Here is a 17,831-nt window from a genome sequence, read left to right as displayed (position 1 = left end):
TTTCGACTAAGTCAATTATTATTTGTTGTACAACTCTACGATTAATTGTTCTTTAATGTTTTCTGGAATTTGAAGTCTCGCAGGTACAGAAACAAAAGTTCCCTCTTTAAGTTCATTGTTCCAGGTAATCCATTCATAAACATGACTTGAATTTGATAAAGAACGTTCGATAGCTTCTAACGATTTAGATTTTTCACGAACTGCAACTTTATCACCAGGCTTTAGGTGGTAAGAAGGAATATTTACAACTTCACCATTAACAGTAATGTGTCTATGAGAAACTAATTGTCTAGCACCTCTTCTAGATGGAGCAATACCCATTCTAAAAACAACATTATCTAATCTTGCTTCACATAATTGTAAAAGAACCTCACCAGTAACACCCTTAGTAGCTGATGCTTTTTTGAATAAACCTCTGAATTGTTTTTCTAAAATTCCATAAGAATATTTAGCTTTTTGCTTTTCCATTAACTGAACAGCATACTCAGATTTTTTACCTCTTTTTTTAGCCATCCCGTGTTGTCCAGGAGGATAGTTTCTTTTTTCGAAAGATTTATCATCTCCGAAGATTGCCTCGCCAAATTTACGAGCAATTCTAGTTTTAGGACCAGTATATCTTGCCATTTCTAAAAATTAATTTAAGATAGAGATTATGAATTCAGGTCATATCCTTCGATAATCGTTTATTCTATCTTGTTATACTTAAATAATATTATTAAACTCTTCGTCTTTTTGGAGGACGACATCCGTTGTGAGGCATTGGAGTAACATCGATAATCTCAGTAACTTCAATTCCTCCGTTATGAATAGAACGAATAGCAGACTCACGTCCGTTTCCTGGTCCTTTTACATAAACTTTAACTTTTTTAAGTCCAGCCTCAAGAGCGACTTTACTACAATCTTCTGCTGCCATTTGAGCTGCATACGGAGTATTCTTTTTAGAACCTCTGAATCCCATTTTACCAGCTGAAGACCAAGAAATAACTTCACCTTTCTTGTTTGTCAAAGAAATAATAATATTGTTGAAAGTGGCAGAAATATGAGCCTCACCCGTTGATTCAACGATAACTTTACGTTTTTTTGCAGTTGCTTTAGCCATATTACTTATTATTTAGTTGCTTTTTTCTTGTTAGCAACAGTTTTTCTTTTACCTTTTCTTGTTCTAGAGTTATTTTTAGTTCTTTGTCCTCTTAATGGAAGACCAGATCTGTGACGGATTCCTCTATAACAACCAATATCCATTAAACGCTTGATGTTCAAAGAAATCTCAGAACGCAATTCTCCTTCAATTTTGTAAAATGAAACGGCATCACGAATTGCTCCGATCTCGTCATCATTCCAATCTTGAACTTTTTTATCTTGGCTAACCTGAGCTTTTTCTAAAATCTCAATAGCTCTACTTTTTCCTAATCCGAAAATATAGGTAAGTGCAATAACACCTCTTTTGTTCTTTGGGATATCTACCCCTGCTATTCTTGCCATAATTATCCTTGTCTTTGTTTAAATCTAGGATTCTTTTTGTTTATTACGTACAGTCTCCCTTTTCTACGCACGATAATGCACTCGGCACTTCTCTTTTTTACTGATGCTCTAACTTTCATAGTAATTATCCTTTAATATCGATAAGTAATTCTTGCTTTTGACAAATCATAAGGACTCATTTCCAGTTTCACTTTATCACCAGGTAATAATTTGATGTAATGCATACGCATTTTACCAGAAATATGAGCAATTACAACATGTCCATTTTCTAACTCTACACGGAACATCGCATTTGATAATGCTTCAATGATTGATCCGTCTTGTTCTATTGCTGATTGTTTTGCCATAAATATATTAAGCTACTGCTTTTCTATTTTTACCAGTCTTCATTAAACCATCATAATGCTTGTTTAACAAGTATGAATTGATTTGCTGAATAGTATCTATTGCAACACCAACCATAATTATTAAAGAGGTACCTCCAAAAAACATTGCCCAAGATTGTTGTACATCCATAACACTTACAACAATAGCTGGAAACACAGCAATTAGAGCAAGAAATAAAGATCCTGGGAAAGTTATTAAAGACATCACCTTATCAAGAAAGTCTGAAGTTTCAGCACCTGGTCTTACACCCGGAATAAAACCACCACTTCTTTTTAAATCATCGGCCATTTTGTTAGTAGGTACTGTGATCGCAGTATAGAAGAATGTGAATACAATAATTAAAGTTGCAAAAACAAAATTATACCAAAACCCAAACATATTACTAAATGTTCCAACAATTGATTGTGATGTATCTGATTTAGATAGTCCAGCTACAGCGGCAGGAATAAACATAATTGCCTGAGCAAAAATGATTGGCATAACCCCTGAAGCATTAAGCTTAAGCGGAATCCATTGCCTGTTACCAACAGCCAAATCCTGTTCATAGTCCCCAGTTGTTGTACGACGAGCATATTGAACCGGAATTCTACGTACAGCCATCGTTAATAACACACAAGAAATAATAACCAGTAACCAAACTATAATTTCAATAACCAATAACATCGGACCTCCATTGTTATTAGTAACTCTGGTTGTAAATTCTTGTATGAAAGCTTGTGGTAAACGAGCCAGTATACCAACCATAATTAATAATGAAATTCCATTTCCAATACCTTTATCAGTAATTTTTTCACCAAGCCACATAGCAAATATTGTACCTGTAACCAAGATAATAACAGAAGAAAACAAAAACTCAGGTGAGTTAAATCCTAACAAAAATGCATTACTAGGAAGTGTTCTGTATAAATTATAGATATAAGTCGGACCTTGAACCAAAGTAATAGCAATAGTTAACCAACGGGTAATTTGATTAATCTTTTTTCTACCGCTTTCCCCATCATTTTGAAGTTTTTGCAAATATGGAATCGCAATTCCCATTAACTGAACAACAATAGAAGCAGAAATGTAAGGCATAATCCCTAAAGCAAAAACTGAAGCTTTAGAGAAAGCGCCTCCGGTGAACATGTCTAAGATAGACCCTAAACCATTTTTTGTTTGTCCCGCTAAACCAGTTAGTTGAGTTGCATCAATTCCCGGAAGCGTAACATGTGCTCCAAAACGATATACTAAAAGCAATCCTAATGTAATTAAGATTCTGTTTTTCAGTTCTTCGATTTTCCAAACATTACTTATTGATTCAATAAATTTCTTCATACAATAGAAAAATTATATTGTTACAGCCTCTCCTCCAGCAGCTTCAATAGCAGCTTTTGCAGTAGCAGTAAATTTGTGAGCAGTTACTTTTAATTTTGCTTTCAACTCTCCTCTACCTAAAATCTTAACAATTTCATTTTTGGTAGCCAAACGGTTTGCTACGAAATCTGTCATTGAAACAGAATCAGTAATAACACCATTATCTACTAATAATTGAAGCGTATCTAAATTAACACCTTCGTATTCTTTACGGTTGATGTTTTTGAAACCAAACTTAGGCACACGTCTTTGAAGTGGCATTTGACCTCCTTCAAAACCAATCTTTTTAGAATAACCAGAACGAGATTTTGCTCCTTTATGACCTCTTGCAGAAGTACCACCTTTTCCAGAACCTTCTCCTCTACCTAATCTTTTATTTTGATTGTGTGTTGACCCTTCAGCTGGTTGTAAGTTACTTAAATTCATAACAGTATTTGTTATTTAGCTTCTTCAACAGAAACTAAGTGTTTAACTTTGTTTATCATCCCAAGGATAGCAGGATTTGAATCATGCTCTACAACTTGTCCCATTTTACGTAGACCCAAAGCTTCTAAACCTCTCTTTTGAGAAAGAGGACAGTTGATTTTGCTTCGAACTTGTTTTACTAATAATTTAGCCATAATTTCCTTGAATTAACCTTTAAAAACTTTTTCTAAAGAAACACCTCTTTGTTTTGCAACAGTATGAGCGCTTCTCATTTGCAATAAAGCATCAAAAGTTGCTTTAACTACGTTATGAGGATTTGATGATCCCTGAGATTTTGACAATACATCGTGAATACCTACTGACTCAAGAACTGAACGAACAGCTCCTCCAGCAATAACTCCTGTACCATGAGATGCAGGAATTAAAAATACACGTGCACCTCCAAATTTACCTTTTTGTTCGTGAGGAACAGATTGACCGTTCAAAGGAATTTTTACTAAATTTTTCTTAGCATCTTCTACTGCTTTTGCAATTGCTTCAGAAACATCTTTAGATTTTCCTAATCCATGACCAACTACTCCGTTTTCATCACCTACAACTACAATAGCAGAAAAACCGAAAGCTCTACCTCCTTTTGTAACCTTAGTAACACGATTAACACTAACTAGACGATCTTTAAGTTCAAGACCACTAGGTTTTACCAATTCTACATTTTTGTATTTAGACATAATATATTAGAATTTAAGTCCAGCGGCTCTTGCGCCTTCTGCTAATGATTTAATACGACCGTGATATAAATAACCACCTCTGTCAAAAGTGATGGTATCAATCCCGGCTTTTAACGCTTTTTCAGCAACTAGTTTTCCAACTGCAACCGCTACTTCAACGTTAGTACCTTTTCCTATTTCTTTTTCTCTTGAAGATGCAGCTAATAAAGTAACTCCATTTACATCATCAATAAGTTGAGCGTAAATTTCCTTATTACTTCTAAATACAGATAATCTAGGATTAGTAGCTGTACCACTAATCGATTTTCTAATTCTGAATCTAATTCTCTGTCTTCTATCAGATTTTGTTAATGACATAATCTTATTTTTTAAGCTGATTTACCTGCTTTTCTTCTTAATACTTCACCCACAAATTTAACACCTTTTCCTTTGTACGGTTCAGGCTTACGGAAACCTCTGATTTTCGCAGCAACCTGTCCTAAAAGTTGTTTATCAAATGATGTTAATTTTACGATAGGGTTTTTTCCTTTTTCAGATATTGTTTCTACTACTACCTCAGGAGCAACTTCCAAAACAATATTGTGAGAATATCCAAGAGCTAAATCTAACTTTTGACCTTGATTTGAAGCTCTGTAACCAACTCCAACTAATTCAAGTTCTTTTGTAAAACCTTCAGATACTCCAACAATCATGTTACTGATTAATGATCTATACAATCCGTGTTTTGCTCTTTGGTCTTTATGATCAGACGATCTTTCAACTAATGCTTGATCGCCTTCAACTGTTACAGTTACGTCCGAAAACTCCTGAGTCAGTTGACCTTTCTTTCCTTTTACTGTAATAATACCGTCTTTAACTTCTACAGTTACGCCAGCAGGGATTACAATTGGGCTTTTACCTATTCTTGACATCTTATTTAGTCTTTAAAATTAGTATACGTAACAAATTACTTCACCACCTACATTTAATTGTTTCGCTTGTTTTCCAGTCATAAGACCTTTCGAAGTTGAAACAATCGCAATTCCTAATCCGTTAAGGATTCTTGGTAATTTGGCAGCACCTGCGTATTTACGTAAACCAGGTTTACTAATTCTTTGGATATCTTTAATTACAGGCTCTTTAGTATCTTTATCATACTTCAAAGCAATTTTGATTGAACCCTGAACAGAGTTGTCTTCAAATTTGTAACTTAAGATATAACCTTGATCAAATAAGATCTTAGTTATTTCTTTCTTTAGATTAGAAGCCGGAATTTCAACAACTTTGTGGTTTGCAGCCACAGCGTTACGAACTCTAGTCAAATAATCTGCAATAGGATCTGTATACATATGTATTTGATTGCGATTATGGTTTTCGGGAGACACTCGTCTCCCGAACCTTTAATCAATTAAAATTATTTTTTGGTTTGCAAAAGTAATAACTTATTGCGAGATTACCAAGACGCTTTTTTAACTCCAGGAATTAACCCATTATTAGCCATCTCACGAAAAGTAACACGAGAGATCCCAAATTGACGAATATAACCTCTTGGTCTACCTGTTAATTTACAACGATTGTGCAAACGAACTGGTGAAGCATTCTTAGGTAATTTCTGTAAAGCTTCAAAATCTCCAGCCTCTTTCAAAGCTTTTCTTTTCTCAGCGTACTTAGCTACCGTTTTCTCTCTTTTCACCTCACGGGCTTTCATTGATTCTTTAGCCATGTCTTAATTCTTTTTAAAAGGTAAACCTAATTCAGCCAATAATGACTTTGCTTCTTTGTCAGTTTTTGCAGTAGTAACAAAAGTAATGTCCATTCCCGAAATTTTATTTACTTTATCAATATCAATTTCAGGAAAAATGATTTGCTCTAAAACTCCAAGATTGTAATTACCCCTACCATCAAAACCTGTAGCTTTAATACCGCTAAAATCTCTAACACGTGGCAGAGCAGAAGTTACAAGTCTGTCTAAAAACTCATACATTCTTTCTCCACGCAAAGTAACTTTTGCTCCAATAGGCATCCCTTTTCTCAATTTAAACGACGCAACGTCTTTCTTTGAAATTGTAGATACTGCTTTTTGTCCAGTGATCTTAGTTAACTCATCAACTGCATAGTCAATAAGTTTTTTATCAGATACAGCTGCACCAACTCCACGGCTCAAAACGATTTTTTCAAGTTTAGGAACTTGCATTACGTTTTTATATCCGAACTCTTCTGTAAGAGCAGAGATTACTCTACTCTTATATTCTTCTTTTAGTCTAGGTGTATATGCCATTACTATAGTACTTGATTAGATTTTTTTGAAAATCTTACTTTCTTATCTCCTTCTACTCTTATACCTACTCTAGTTGTCTCCTTAGTTTTAGGATCGATTAGAGCAATGTTAGAAATCTGAATAGAAGCTTCTTTCTTAACGATACCACCTTGAGGGTTTTTAGCACTTGGTTTAGTATGTTTTGAAACCAAGTTTACACCTTCAACGATCGCTTTGTTTTTTTCACGGTAAACACGTAAAACTTTACCTTCAGCACCTTTATGGTCTCCAGCAATAACTCTTACGATATCTCCTGATTTTATTTTTAGCTTTATCATCTTAAAACGAATTAAAGCACTTCTGGTGCTAATGATACAATTTTCATGAATTGTTTTTCACGAAGTTCTCTTGCTACCGGACCAAAAACACGAGTTCCTCTCATTTCCCCTGCTGCATTCAAAAGAACACATGCATTATCATCGAAACGGATATAAGAACCATCAGCTCTTCTCACTTCTTTTTTAGTACGTACAACAACTGCAGTTGAAACAGCTCCTTTTTTCACGTTTCCGTTTGGAGTTGCATCTTTGATAGAAACTACAATTTTGTCACCAACAGAGGCATATCTTCTTTTAGTACCTCCTAAAACACGAATAGTTAAAACTTCTTTAGCTCCCGTGTTATCTGCTACTTTTAGTCTTGATTCTTGTTGTACCATAATTATTTAGCTCTTTCTAAGATTTCAACTAATCTCCAACATTTTGTTTTACTTAAAGGACGCGTTTCGCTGATTCTTACAGTATCTCCAATGTTACAGTCGTTTTTTTCGTCGTGTGCAACATATTTCTTAGTTTTCAACACGAACTTACCGTATAATGGGTGTTTTACTTTTCTTACTTCAGAAATAACGATAGATTTATCCATCTTATTTGAAGTAACAACACCTATTCTTTCTTTTCTTAAATTTCTTTTTTCTTCCATCTTTCAGCAGAATACAATTATTGTAACTCTCTTTTAGTTAACTCTGTAGCCAATCTTGCAACTGTTCTTCTAACACTTCTTATTTGAAGTGGGTTAGCAATTGGAGAAATAGCATGAGCCATTTTTAGGTCAGCATATAGTTTCTTAGTTTGACTAAGTTTCTCTTGCAACTCCGCTGCAGAAAGATCTTTTATTTCTGATTGTTTCATAATAAATATAAATTATGCTTCGAAATCTCTAGCAACGACGAACTTAGTTTTTACTGGAAGTTTTTGAGCTGCAAGACGTAAAGCCTCTTTTGCAACTGACAATGGAACCCCTCCAACTTCAAACATAATTCTTCCTGGTTTAACAACAGCAGCCCAATACTCAACTGCTCCTTTACCTTTACCCATACGTACTTCAAGAGGCTTCTTAGTAATAGGTTTGTCTGGGAAAATTTTAATCCATAATTGTCCTTCTCTCTTCATGTAACGAGTTGCTGCAATACGGGCAGCTTCGATTTGACGAGAAGTCAAGAACATTCCATCTTCATGTACAGATTTAATTCCAAACATTCCATTTGAAAGTTCATGCCCTCTTTGAGAATTACCTTTCATTTTACCTTTTTGTACCTTACGGTATTTTGTTCTTTTAGGCTGTAACATTTTTCTTTAGTTTAAAAATTTACTTTCTTTTACGAGCATCTGGTTTACCGCCTTTGTTAAAGTTAGATTTGCCTCTAGGAGCATCCCCACCTTTACCACCACCTGTACCAGATTGTTTTTTGTCCATTCCAGCAAGCGGAGAAAGCTCTCTCTTACCGTAAACTTCACCTTTCATGATCCATACTTTGATACCCATTCTACCATAAGTAGTATGAGCTTCAGCCAAAGCATAGTCAATGTCAGCTCTGAAAGTTGATAGAGGAATTCTACCTTCTTTGAAACCTTCTGAACGCGCCATCTCAGCTCCATTTAAACGACCAGAAATCAAAACTTTGATACCTTCAGCGTTCATACGCATAGAAGCAGCAATAGCCATTTTGATTGCACGTCTGTAAGAAATACGGCTTTCGATTTGACGAGCGATACTTGTCGCCACAAGATAAGCATCTAACTCAGGTCTTTTAATTTCAAAGATGTTTATCTGAACCTCTTTGTCAGTAACTTTCTTAAGTTCTTCTTTTAACTTGTCTACCTCTTGCCCACCTTTTCCGATAATGATACCAGGTCTAGCAGTAGTGATAGTAACGGTTACAAGTTTCAAAGTTCTCTCGATGATTACTTTTGATACACTAGCTTTTGATAAACGAGCATGGATATACTTTCTGATTTTATGATCCTCGGCAAGTTTATCACCGTAATCATTTCCACCATACCAGTTTGAGTCCCATCCTCTGATGATACCAAGTCTATTTCCAATTGGATTTGTCTTTTGTCCCATGCTGCTTAAGAATTGCTTTGTGTGTTATTGATAGCTCCAAGCACGATAGTTACGTGATTAGAACGTTTTCTTATTCTGTGTGCACGACCTTGTGGAGCTGGACGAAGTCTTTTTAACATCATTCCACCATCTACTCTGATCTCTTTAACAAATAATCCAGCCTCTTCTAAATTACCTTCACTATTTTTTTGCTCCCAGTTATTGATTGCAGATAATAATAGTTTTTCTAATTTTCTAGAAGCTTCTTTAGAACTGAATCTTAAGATGTTAAGTGCTCTTTCTACCTTCTGACCTCTTACCAAGTCCGCTACTAAGCGCATTTTTCTAGGTGAAGTAGGGCAGTTATTCAATTTTGCGAAAGCGATAGACTTATTAGCCTCTTTTCTCGCATCTGCTGTTTCTCTTTTACGAACTCCCATTGCTTCTTTTATTTTTTACCTTTATTTTTTGCTCCAGCATGACCTCTAAAAGATCTAGTTGGCGAAAACTCTCCTAATTTGTGACCTACCATGTTTTCTGTTACGTAAACTGGTACAAATTGACGACCGTTATGAACTGCAATAGTTTGTCCAACGAAATCTGGAGTAATCATTGAAGCTCTAGACCAAGTCTTAACAACTGCATTTTTACCACTCTCTACGTTTTCCTGAACTTTCTTGTCTAATTTATAATGAACGAAAGGTCCTTTTTTTAATGAACGTGCCATATCTTATTATTTCTTTCTACGTTCTACGATATACTTGTTACTCGGGTTTTTCTTAGAACGAGTTCTGTAACCTTTAGCTGGCAATCCGTTTCTTGAACGTGGATGCCCTCCAGATGAACGTCCTTCACCACCTCCCATTGGGTGATCAACAGGGTTCATTGCTACTGGTCTAGTTCTAGGTCTTCTTCCTAACCATCTTGTTCTACCTGCTTTACCAGACACAACTAATTGGTGGTCAGAATTAGAAACAGCTCCAATTGTAGCCGAACAAGTTAACAAGATTAATCTTGTTTCACCAGATGGCATTTTAATTGTTGCATATTTCCCGTCTCTTGCCATTAACTGAGCAAAAGTTCCAGCTGAACGAGCAATAACAGCTCCTTGTCCTGGACGCAACTCAATACAAGATATAACAGTTCCAAGAGGAATTCTGCTTAAAGGTAAAGTATTACCAATCTCAGGTTGGGATTCTGGACCAGAAACTAATTTCTGACCAACTTTCAATCCATTCTGAGCGATAATATAAGTTTTCTCTCCATCAGCATAAGCTAATAAAGCAATAAATGCAGTACGATTTGGATCGTATTCGATTGATTTCACTGTAGCTGGAATTCCATCTTTAGTTCTTTTGAAATCAATAATACGATATCTCTGCTTGTGACCACCACCCGTATAACGCATGGTCATCTTTCCTTGACTATTTCTACCTCCAGAGTTTTTTATCGGCGCTATCAAAGAGCGTTCCGGCTTATCAGTTGTAATGGCGTCATAACCATTCACAACTCTAAATCGCTGACCTGGGGTAATAGGTTTTAATTTTCTTACTGACATTTTTCTATCTTAGATATTGTTGTAAAAATCTATTGTTTCTCCTTCTTGTACTTGTACAATTGCTTTTTTAATAGCATTTGTCTTTCCACTGATTAAACCACTTTTAGTGTATTTAGTAGATCTGTCTGGTCTCACATTCATTGTGTTAACAGAAACAATAGTTACTCCATAAGCAGCCTCAACAGCTTTCTTAATTTGAACTTTGTTTGCTTTTTTGTCAACAACAAATCCGAAACGGTTAAGAACTTCACTTTCTTTGGTTACTTTTTCAGTTACTATAGGTCTAATTATGATACTCATACTCCTATTATTTACTTAAATTTTCTTCAATTAACTCTAAAGAACCCTCCAAAAGCACTAAATTATTAGTGTTTAATATGGCGTAAGTGCTTAATTCTGAGCTAGTTACGACATTAGAAGCCTTTAAATTGCGTGACGACAAATATACATTTTTATTTGACTCACCCAATACAAATAGAGATTTTTTATTTTCTAACCCTAAAGCTTTCAAAACGTTAATGAAATTTTTAGTGTTTGGCACTTCAAAATTAAAGTCTTCAAGAACGATAATGTTCGACTCTTTTGCTTTGATTGAGAAAGCTGATTTTCTAGCCAATCTCTTTAAGCTTTTATTCAATTTGAATGAATAACTTCTTGGTCTTGGCCCGAAAACTGTTCCTCCACCTTTAAATAAAGGGTTTTTAACACTTCCCGCACGAGCAGTACCCGTACCTTTTTGTTTTTTAATCTTACGCGTACTTCCAGTTACTTCAGCTCTTTCTTTAGCTTTATGAGTACCCTGTCTTTGATTAGCAAGATATTGCTTAACATCAAGATATACTGCGTGATTGTTTGGTTCAATTGCGAATACTGAATCAGAAAGTTGAACTTTTCTACCAGTATCTTTTCCGTTGAAATCTAATACTTTTACTTCCATTACTTCTGAATGATTACGTAAGAGTTTTTGTGACCAGGAATACATCCTTTAACAACAAGTAAGTTCTTTTCAGCAACTACTTTTAAAACTCTAAGGTTTTGAACTTTTACATTATCTCCTCCCATTCTTCCAGCCATACGCATTCCTTTGAATACTCTAGATGGATAAGAAGAAGCTCCTACAGAACCTGGCGCTCTTAAACGGTTGTGCTGACCATGAGTAGCTTGTCCAACCCCACCAAAACCGTGACGCTTAACAACACCTTGGAAACCTTTACCTTTAGATACACCTTGTACATCTACAAATTCTCCTTCTTCAAAAATAGAAACATCGATAAGATCTCCTAATTTTTGTTCAGTTGCAAATTCTTTGAATTCAACGACTTTTTTCTTAGCAACAGTTCCAGCTTTTTTAAAGTGACCTAAAGCCGCTTTAGTAGAATGTTTCTCGTTTTTGTCATCGAAACCAAGTTGCAACGCTTCATACCCGTCAACCTCGTTGGTTCTGACTTGGGTAACAACACACGGCCCAGCTTCGATTACTGTACAAGGAATGTTTTTCCCGTTTTCATCGAAAATACTAGTCATGCCGATTTTTTTACCAATTAACCCAGACATAAATATTAATTATTAATTACTAAAATTCCCTTCAATTTGAAAATAACAGAAATTTTCAAACAGGGAGTGCAAAAGTAGTTATTAAAAATGAATATACCAAACAGTTACAAAAATTAAATCGCTCATTATCAAAATCCAAGCTTCAAATCAACCATCAAAGCACTTTCATGTACTAAAAATTTATCTCTTTATTTTCAACTCTAAAAAACCTATCCGCTTAATGATTAATTAATCAAAACAAAACAAAAACGTTCGCACGGCCTTAAAACAAAGGGATTTAAAAACCATCCCCACCAATACAAACTTAAAATCAATTGCAAAAACTAAATACATAATAATATTCTACAACAAAAAAAAGCGAGACATTTCTGACTCGCTTTTTGTATATAAAATTTAATAAAAATTATACTTTAATCTCTACCTCAACCCCACTTGGCAATTCAAGTTTCATTAAAGCATCAATAGTTTTAGATGAAGATGAATAAATATCAATCAATCTCTTGTATGACATTACTTCAAATTGCTCTCTCGCTTTTTTATTTACGTGCGGAGAACGCAATACAGTGAAAAGTTTTTTGTGAGTTGGCAACGGAATAGGACCTGTTACAACCGCTCCAGTAGTTTTTACTGTTTTTACGATCTTTTCAGCAGATTTATCTACCAACATGTGATCGTAAGATTTTAGTTTTATTCTGATTTTTTGACTCATTTTCTTAAAATTAAGCGTTACCTTTTGCTTTTTTGATTACCTCTTCTGAAATGTTAGAAGGTGTTTCTGCATAATGAGAAAACTCCATTGTAGATGTTGCTCTACCAGATGATAATGTTCTTAATGTAGTAACATAACCAAACATCTCAGCCAATGGCACATCTGCCTTAATAGTTTTCGCTCCGTTTCTATCACCCATATCATTTACCTGACCTCTACGACGGTTCAAGTCACCTACAATATCACCCATGTTTTCTTCTGGAGTAATAACTTCGATTTTCATGATTGGCTCTAAGATAACAGCCCCAGCAGCTTTACCAGATTCCTTATAACCCATTCTTGCAGCTAATTCAAAAGAAAGAGCATCAGAATCCACAGGGTGGAAAGATCCATCTAATAAAGTAACTTTCAAACTATCCACAGCATACCCAGCTAAAGGTCCAGTTTTCATAGCTTCACGGAAACCTTTTTCAACTGCAGGAATATACTCCTTAGGAACGTTACCTCCTTTTACTTCATTCACAAACTGTAATCCAACAGGAACTTTTCCATCAACTTCATCAGCAGGCTCGATTCTAAATACGATATCACCGAATTTACCACGACCCCCAGATTGTTTTTTGTAAGTCTCTCTATGTTGAGCAGATCTTGTAAACGCTTCTTTATATTCAACTTGAGGTTCACCTTGATTTACCTCTACTTTAAACTCACGTTTCATACGATCAACTAAGATATCTAAGTGAAGCTCACCCATACCAGAGATAATCGTTTGACCTGAAGCCTCGTCAGTTCTAACTGTAAATGTTGGATCTTCTTCAGCCAATTTAGCTAAAGCCATACCCATTTTATCAACGTCAGCTTTAGTTTTAGGTTCAATAGCAATACCAATTACAGGATCCGGAAACTTCATAGATTCTAAAATAATTGGATGCTTCTCATCAGAAAGAGTATCTCCAGTTTTAATATCTTTAAAACCTACAGCAGCTCCAATATCTCCAGCCTCAATAAACTCGATTGGATTTTGCTTGTTAGCATGCATTTGGTAGATACGAGAAATTCTTTCTTTATTACCAGAACGAGTATTTAAAACATAAGACCCAGCATCTAAACGTCCAGAATATGCACGGAAGAAAGCTAAACGCCCTACGAATGGATCAGTAGCAATTTTAAATGCTAAAGCAGCGAATGGCTCTTTTACATCTGGTCTACGCAAAATTTTCTTTTGATCCTCTTCTAATAAATCAGCATCATCAGGATGAATCCCTTCAATACCTTCTTTATCCAATGGAGATGGCAAATACTTACAAACAGCATCTAACATAAATTGAACTCCTTTATTTTTGAAAGAAGAACCTGCAAGCATTGGAATGATTGCCATATCAATAGTAGCAGCTCTTAAAGCGTTATTGATTTCTTCTTCTGTAATAGAGTTCTCATCCTCCATGTATTTATCCAAAAGATTTTCATCATAAGTTGCAATCTCTTCGATAAGAATAGAACGATAATGCTTCACATCATCGACCATATCAGCAGGTATATCAACGATATCAAAAGTAGCCCCTTGAGTCTCATCATGCCATACTATAGCTTGATTTTTAACCAAGTCAACTATACCTTTAAAATCAGCTTCATCTCCGATAGGCAGAGTAATTGCAACCGCATTCGATTTCAACATATCTTTAACCTGTCCGCATACATTTAAAAAGTTTGCACCTTGACGATCCATTTTGTTTACGAATCCCATACGAGGAACTCTGTATTGATCTGCAAGTCTCCAGTTAGTTTCTGATTGCGGCTCAACACCATCCACAGCACTAAATAAGAAAACCAAACCATCAAGTACACGCAAAGATCGATTTACTTCTACAGTAAAGTCAACGTGTCCAGGAGTATCAATAATATTAAAGTGGTAAGGTAATGATTCTGGAAGCACTTTACCTTGCTCAGTTGGAAAGTTCCAAGTACAAGTTGTAGCAGCAGAAGTAATTGTAATACCTCTTTCTTGCTCTTGCGCCATCCAGTCCATTGTTGCAGCACCATCGTGCACCTCACCAATTTTATGTGATTTTCCAGTATAAAAAAGAATACGCTCAGTTGTTGTTGTCTTACCAGCATCAATATGAGCAGCAATCCCGATATTTCTTGTATATTTTAAATCTCTAGCCATTTCTTTACGAATTAAAATCTAAAGTGAGAGAATGCTTTATTAGCTTCTGCCATTTTGTGAGTATCCATTCTTTTCTTAACTGCAGCACCTTCTTCTTTAGCAGCAGCTAAACACTCAGCAGCTAAACGTTGCGCCATAGATTTTTCATTTCTTCTTCTTGAATAAAGTATTAACCACTTCATTGCCATAGAAATTTTTCTGTCTGGACGAATCTGCATTGGAATTTGGAATGTTGCTCCACCAACTCTACGGCTACGTACTTCTACGTGAGGCATAACGTTTGTTAAAGCATCTTTCCAGATCTCTAATGAAGTCTTCTCATCATTTTGCTTTTTAGTTTCGATGATATCAATAGCATCATAAAATACTTTAAAAGCTGTAGATTTCTTACCATCCCACATTAAGTTATTCACAAAACGTGTTACTAATTGGTCATTAAACCTTGGATCCGGTAAAAGTGGTCTTTTCTTTGCCGCTCTTTTTCTCATGTCTTTTTCTTAAAAGTTTTTAAATTACTTTTTTGCTTCTTTTGGGCGTTTAGCACCGTACTTAGATCTTCTTTGCGTTCTTCCTGCAACACCTGACGTATCAAGCGCTCCACGAACGATGTGATATCTAACACCTGGTAAATCTTTTACCCTTCCACCTCGCACTAATACTATCGAGTGCTCTTGCAGATTGTGTCCTTCTCCAGGGATGTAAGCATTCACTTCATTACCATTTGTCAAACGTACACGCGCAACTTTACGCATTGCAGAGTTTGGTTTTTTTGGTGTAGTAGTGTAAACACGCGTACAAACCCCTCTTCTTTGAGGACAAGAATCTAAAGCAACCGATTTACTCTTCTTAGTGATCTGAGTTCTTCCTGTTCTTACTAATTGTTGAATTGTTGGCATAATTAATACTAAAAATTAATATGATATTAAATTCCCGCTTTTTACGGGGATGCAAATGTATAAAATAAATTCCACTAAACAAATGTTAAATCATTAATTTTCAATAACATTATTTAATCTTATGTTTTTCAAAACAATCTATAGATATTTGCAAAACCTTAAACTAATGAACTAATTGCTTTTGAAACAGTTATTCCAAATATTTCTTTTTTGCTTTATAAGCTTTTCCTGTTACGGACAAATTTTCAGCTTAAAAATCAAAGGCATAAATGAAGCAGAAAATACTATTATAGATTCCCTGAATTACATTCAAAAACATCCAAATGTTAAATCCGCTACTAATGAAGCTATTTTCGTTGTAGAAAAACTTAACAAAAAAGGTTATTTAGACATAAAAACTCTTGGAAACAGTAAAATAAATGACTCCATTTACACCTATAAATTATCACTTGGAGACAAAATAAAATATACCTATATATATATAGGAAGAAATAATTCATTTTTCAACCCTTTTGAAACAAAAAATGACACTATAATAATTCCTTACGAAGAGACCGAAAATTATATAAATCAAAAAATTATCGAAGCAGAAAAACAAGGATTTCCTTTAAGTAAGATGAAACTGGAAAACATCAGAAGAAAGAATTCGATAATTTATGCCGACTTAAATTTTAATTCGGAAAAAAAACGTAATGTAAATTCCATTATTACAAATTACACAAATAACAATCGAAAGGATTTTCTCCCAAAAGGACATCTCAAACAACTTAACAAAAAATACATCAACAAAACTTTTAATCAAAATACCATCAAAGAACTTTATAACGATATAAATAATTTTGGCTTTATAGAACAGCCAAAATATCCCGAAATATTATTCACAAAAGATTCAACCAAAGTTTACATTTATCTTGAAAAAAGAAAAGCAAATACATTTGATGGCTATATTGGTTTTTCAAACGATGAAAACAGAAAAATATCCCTAAACGGCTATCTTGATATTACCCTAGAAAATACGCTCCTTGCCGGTGAAAGATTTTCATTATATTGGAAAAGTGATGGAAAACAACAAAAAACTTTCAATACAAAATTAGAAATACCATACATTTTCAAATCATCACTCGGAATTAAAGCACAGTTAAGCATATTCAAACAAGACAGCACATTTCAAAACACAAAAACCGCAATTGACTTAGGTTATTACATAAATTACAATTCAAAATTTTACATTGGTTACCAATCCACAGAATCAAGTGATATTCAAAACATAAACAACAGAACCGTTAGCGATTTCAAAAGCTCTTTTACAACTTCAACCTTTGACTACACAAAAACAGATCCTCTTAATAATTTGTTATCAAAAAAAGCAAATGTTAACTTAATATTTGCTTTTGGAAAGAGAGATACGAATAACCAACCTGAAACAGTTGTCTCCAGCAGGCAATTTTACACAAATTTAAACTTCTCTTATAACTTCGAACTAAATGAAAAAAATTTCATTAACATAAATTCACAAAATTTTTATCTTAAAAGTAAAAGCTACATTGTTAATGAACTATTCCGTTTTGGCGGCATGTATTCAATTAGAGGATTTTTAGAGAACAGCTTACAAGGAAACCTCTTTGCTTCTATTCTTACAGAATACAGATATATAGTTTCAAAAAATTTATATCTAAATTCAATTCTGGATTATGCAATATACCAAGACTTAACCAGAATTAACAATCCCACTAAAATAGATAAATTAACGGGAATCGGCGCCGGGACAACCATTTTCACAAAGAACGGAATTGTAAAGATAAACGCTACAAATAACCTCCAAAATAACGGGAATTTAAAATTATATAACACTATCATAAACATATGTTATAATGTTAAATTTTGATGTTTACTGAAAAAAGATTTTTATTTATTAGGATAGTTAACAAATTATTAAGAGTTTTGCGATAC

Annotated in this window: 31 protein-coding genes; 1 reads left to right on the top strand and 30 read right to left on the bottom strand. The window is 34.5% G+C overall.

What is annotated here, in order from left to right:
• Nucleotides 1-18 precede the first annotated feature (18 nt).
• The 30 genes from rpsD to rpsL all read right to left on the bottom strand — a co-directional run bounded on the left by rpsD (nucleotide 19) and on the right by rpsL (nucleotide 15,881).
• Nucleotides 19-624, bottom strand: a complete 606-nt coding sequence (rpsD, locus tag ACNC7R_RS03415; RefSeq protein WP_110305597.1) for a 30S ribosomal protein S4 — start codon at nucleotides 622-624, stop codon at nucleotides 19-21.
• 91 nt (nucleotides 625-715) lie between these two features.
• A complete protein-coding gene (gene rpsK, locus ACNC7R_RS03410) occupies nucleotides 716-1,099 on the bottom strand; it encodes a 30S ribosomal protein S11 (protein ID WP_007803677.1) in 384 nt (127 codons plus the stop codon).
• A gap of 8 nt (nucleotides 1,100-1,107) precedes the next feature.
• On the bottom strand, nucleotides 1,108-1,482 hold the full coding sequence (rpsM, locus tag ACNC7R_RS03405; protein ID WP_026727867.1) for a 30S ribosomal protein S13: 375 nt from the start codon (nucleotides 1,480-1,482) through the stop codon (nucleotides 1,108-1,110).
• A 2-nt stretch (nucleotides 1,483-1,484) separates the two neighbouring features.
• A complete protein-coding gene (ykgO, locus tag ACNC7R_RS03400; protein ID WP_002987490.1) occupies nucleotides 1,485-1,601 on the bottom strand; it encodes a type B 50S ribosomal protein L36 in 117 nt (38 codons plus the stop codon).
• Between the two features lie 12 nt (nucleotides 1,602-1,613).
• The gene (gene infA / locus ACNC7R_RS03395; protein ID WP_026714631.1) at nucleotides 1,614-1,829 is read right to left on the bottom strand and encodes a translation initiation factor IF-1; all 216 of its coding nucleotides are present in this window, start codon (nucleotides 1,827-1,829) and stop codon (nucleotides 1,614-1,616) included.
• Between the two features lie 7 nt (nucleotides 1,830-1,836).
• The gene (secY, locus tag ACNC7R_RS03390; RefSeq protein ID WP_417939588.1) at nucleotides 1,837-3,183 is read right to left on the bottom strand and encodes a preprotein translocase subunit SecY; all 1,347 of its coding nucleotides are present in this window, start codon (nucleotides 3,181-3,183) and stop codon (nucleotides 1,837-1,839) included.
• A 12-nt stretch (nucleotides 3,184-3,195) separates the two neighbouring features.
• Nucleotides 3,196-3,648: a 50S ribosomal protein L15 gene (gene rplO, locus ACNC7R_RS03385; RefSeq protein ID WP_417939587.1), complete on the bottom strand. Its 453-nt coding sequence runs from the start codon at nucleotides 3,646-3,648 to the stop codon at nucleotides 3,196-3,198.
• An 11-nt stretch (nucleotides 3,649-3,659) separates the two neighbouring features.
• A complete protein-coding gene (rpmD, locus tag ACNC7R_RS03380) occupies nucleotides 3,660-3,842 on the bottom strand; it encodes a 50S ribosomal protein L30 (protein ID WP_017495010.1) in 183 nt (60 codons plus the stop codon).
• 12 nt (nucleotides 3,843-3,854) lie between these two features.
• On the bottom strand, nucleotides 3,855-4,379 hold the full coding sequence (gene rpsE, locus ACNC7R_RS03375; RefSeq protein WP_085950926.1) for a 30S ribosomal protein S5: 525 nt from the start codon (nucleotides 4,377-4,379) through the stop codon (nucleotides 3,855-3,857).
• A gap of 3 nt (nucleotides 4,380-4,382) precedes the next feature.
• Entirely contained in the window at nucleotides 4,383-4,733 is a 351-nt protein-coding gene (rplR, locus tag ACNC7R_RS03370) for a 50S ribosomal protein L18 (protein WP_417939586.1), read from the bottom strand.
• An 11-nt stretch (nucleotides 4,734-4,744) separates the two neighbouring features.
• On the bottom strand, nucleotides 4,745-5,287 hold the full coding sequence (gene rplF / locus ACNC7R_RS03365) for a 50S ribosomal protein L6 (protein ID WP_031456036.1): 543 nt from the start codon (nucleotides 5,285-5,287) through the stop codon (nucleotides 4,745-4,747).
• Between the two features lie 18 nt (nucleotides 5,288-5,305).
• Complete coding sequence (gene rpsH / locus ACNC7R_RS03360; RefSeq protein WP_017495014.1) at nucleotides 5,306-5,704, bottom strand: 30S ribosomal protein S8; 399 nt, start codon at nucleotides 5,702-5,704, stop codon at nucleotides 5,306-5,308.
• Between the two features lie 104 nt (nucleotides 5,705-5,808).
• A complete protein-coding gene (gene rpsN / locus ACNC7R_RS03355) occupies nucleotides 5,809-6,078 on the bottom strand; it encodes a 30S ribosomal protein S14 (RefSeq protein ID WP_223680110.1) in 270 nt (89 codons plus the stop codon).
• 3 nt (nucleotides 6,079-6,081) lie between these two features.
• Nucleotides 6,082-6,633 (bottom strand): 50S ribosomal protein L5, encoded by a 552-nt coding sequence (rplE, locus tag ACNC7R_RS03350; protein ID WP_417939585.1) that lies wholly within the window; start codon nucleotides 6,631-6,633, stop codon nucleotides 6,082-6,084.
• A gap of 2 nt (nucleotides 6,634-6,635) precedes the next feature.
• Nucleotides 6,636-6,950 carry a 50S ribosomal protein L24 gene (gene rplX, locus ACNC7R_RS03345; protein ID WP_008464300.1) on the bottom strand — a complete coding sequence of 105 codons (315 nt, stop codon included), beginning with the start codon at nucleotides 6,948-6,950 and terminating at the stop codon, nucleotides 6,636-6,638.
• Between the two features lie 11 nt (nucleotides 6,951-6,961).
• The gene (gene rplN, locus ACNC7R_RS03340) at nucleotides 6,962-7,330 is read right to left on the bottom strand and encodes a 50S ribosomal protein L14 (protein WP_007803649.1); all 369 of its coding nucleotides are present in this window, start codon (nucleotides 7,328-7,330) and stop codon (nucleotides 6,962-6,964) included.
• Nucleotides 7,331-7,332: 2 nt separating this feature from the next.
• Nucleotides 7,333-7,593 (bottom strand): 30S ribosomal protein S17, encoded by a 261-nt coding sequence (gene rpsQ, locus ACNC7R_RS03335; protein WP_008464298.1) that lies wholly within the window; start codon nucleotides 7,591-7,593, stop codon nucleotides 7,333-7,335.
• Nucleotides 7,594-7,610: 17 nt separating this feature from the next.
• A complete protein-coding gene (rpmC, locus tag ACNC7R_RS03330; protein ID WP_026727874.1) occupies nucleotides 7,611-7,802 on the bottom strand; it encodes a 50S ribosomal protein L29 in 192 nt (63 codons plus the stop codon).
• A gap of 12 nt (nucleotides 7,803-7,814) precedes the next feature.
• On the bottom strand, nucleotides 7,815-8,240 hold the full coding sequence (rplP, locus tag ACNC7R_RS03325) for a 50S ribosomal protein L16 (protein WP_017495016.1): 426 nt from the start codon (nucleotides 8,238-8,240) through the stop codon (nucleotides 7,815-7,817).
• Nucleotides 8,241-8,259: 19 nt separating this feature from the next.
• Nucleotides 8,260-9,018, bottom strand: coding sequence for a 30S ribosomal protein S3 (rpsC, locus tag ACNC7R_RS03320; protein ID WP_008464292.1), 759 nt, complete (start codon nucleotides 9,016-9,018; stop codon nucleotides 8,260-8,262).
• A gap of 5 nt (nucleotides 9,019-9,023) precedes the next feature.
• A complete protein-coding gene (gene rplV / locus ACNC7R_RS03315) occupies nucleotides 9,024-9,437 on the bottom strand; it encodes a 50S ribosomal protein L22 (RefSeq protein ID WP_007803631.1) in 414 nt (137 codons plus the stop codon).
• 8 nt (nucleotides 9,438-9,445) lie between these two features.
• Entirely contained in the window at nucleotides 9,446-9,724 is a 279-nt protein-coding gene (gene rpsS / locus ACNC7R_RS03310; protein ID WP_008464288.1) for a 30S ribosomal protein S19, read from the bottom strand.
• A gap of 6 nt (nucleotides 9,725-9,730) precedes the next feature.
• Nucleotides 9,731-10,555 (bottom strand): 50S ribosomal protein L2, encoded by an 825-nt coding sequence (rplB, locus tag ACNC7R_RS03305; RefSeq protein WP_008464287.1) that lies wholly within the window; start codon nucleotides 10,553-10,555, stop codon nucleotides 9,731-9,733.
• 9 nt (nucleotides 10,556-10,564) lie between these two features.
• Nucleotides 10,565-10,855, bottom strand: coding sequence for a 50S ribosomal protein L23 (gene rplW, locus ACNC7R_RS03300; RefSeq protein WP_012022489.1), 291 nt, complete (start codon nucleotides 10,853-10,855; stop codon nucleotides 10,565-10,567).
• A gap of 7 nt (nucleotides 10,856-10,862) precedes the next feature.
• Entirely contained in the window at nucleotides 10,863-11,492 is a 630-nt protein-coding gene (gene rplD, locus ACNC7R_RS03295; RefSeq protein WP_417939584.1) for a 50S ribosomal protein L4, read from the bottom strand.
• Nucleotides 11,492-12,109: a 50S ribosomal protein L3 gene (rplC, locus tag ACNC7R_RS03290; RefSeq protein WP_276382095.1), complete on the bottom strand. Its 618-nt coding sequence runs from the start codon at nucleotides 12,107-12,109 to the stop codon at nucleotides 11,492-11,494. The genes rplD and rplC overlap by 1 nt, the downstream gene beginning before the upstream one ends.
• A 403-nt stretch (nucleotides 12,110-12,512) precedes the next feature.
• Nucleotides 12,513-12,818: a 30S ribosomal protein S10 gene (gene rpsJ, locus ACNC7R_RS03285; RefSeq protein ID WP_007803605.1), complete on the bottom strand. Its 306-nt coding sequence runs from the start codon at nucleotides 12,816-12,818 to the stop codon at nucleotides 12,513-12,515.
• 10 nt (nucleotides 12,819-12,828) lie between these two features.
• Nucleotides 12,829-14,985 (bottom strand): elongation factor G, encoded by a 2,157-nt coding sequence (fusA, locus tag ACNC7R_RS03280; RefSeq protein ID WP_417939583.1) that lies wholly within the window; start codon nucleotides 14,983-14,985, stop codon nucleotides 12,829-12,831.
• 11 nt (nucleotides 14,986-14,996) lie between these two features.
• Nucleotides 14,997-15,473: a 30S ribosomal protein S7 gene (gene rpsG, locus ACNC7R_RS03275; RefSeq protein ID WP_008464282.1), complete on the bottom strand. Its 477-nt coding sequence runs from the start codon at nucleotides 15,471-15,473 to the stop codon at nucleotides 14,997-14,999.
• A 24-nt stretch (nucleotides 15,474-15,497) separates the two neighbouring features.
• A complete protein-coding gene (gene rpsL / locus ACNC7R_RS03270) occupies nucleotides 15,498-15,881 on the bottom strand; it encodes a 30S ribosomal protein S12 (protein ID WP_007136570.1) in 384 nt (127 codons plus the stop codon).
• A 181-nt stretch (nucleotides 15,882-16,062) separates the two neighbouring features.
• Here rpsL and ACNC7R_RS03265 point away from each other — a divergent pair, with 181 nt between their 5' ends.
• Nucleotides 16,063-17,766 (top strand): hypothetical protein, encoded by a 1,704-nt coding sequence (locus ACNC7R_RS03265; protein WP_417939582.1) that lies wholly within the window; start codon nucleotides 16,063-16,065, stop codon nucleotides 17,764-17,766.
• The last annotated feature ends 65 nt before the right edge of the window (nucleotides 17,767-17,831 follow it).

The sequence above is a fragment of the Flavobacterium adiutor genome, assembly GCF_048282555.1.
Lineage (GTDB): Bacteria > Bacteroidota > Bacteroidia > Flavobacteriales > Flavobacteriaceae > Flavobacterium.
This window is presented reverse-complemented; position numbering and strand designations above follow the sequence as displayed.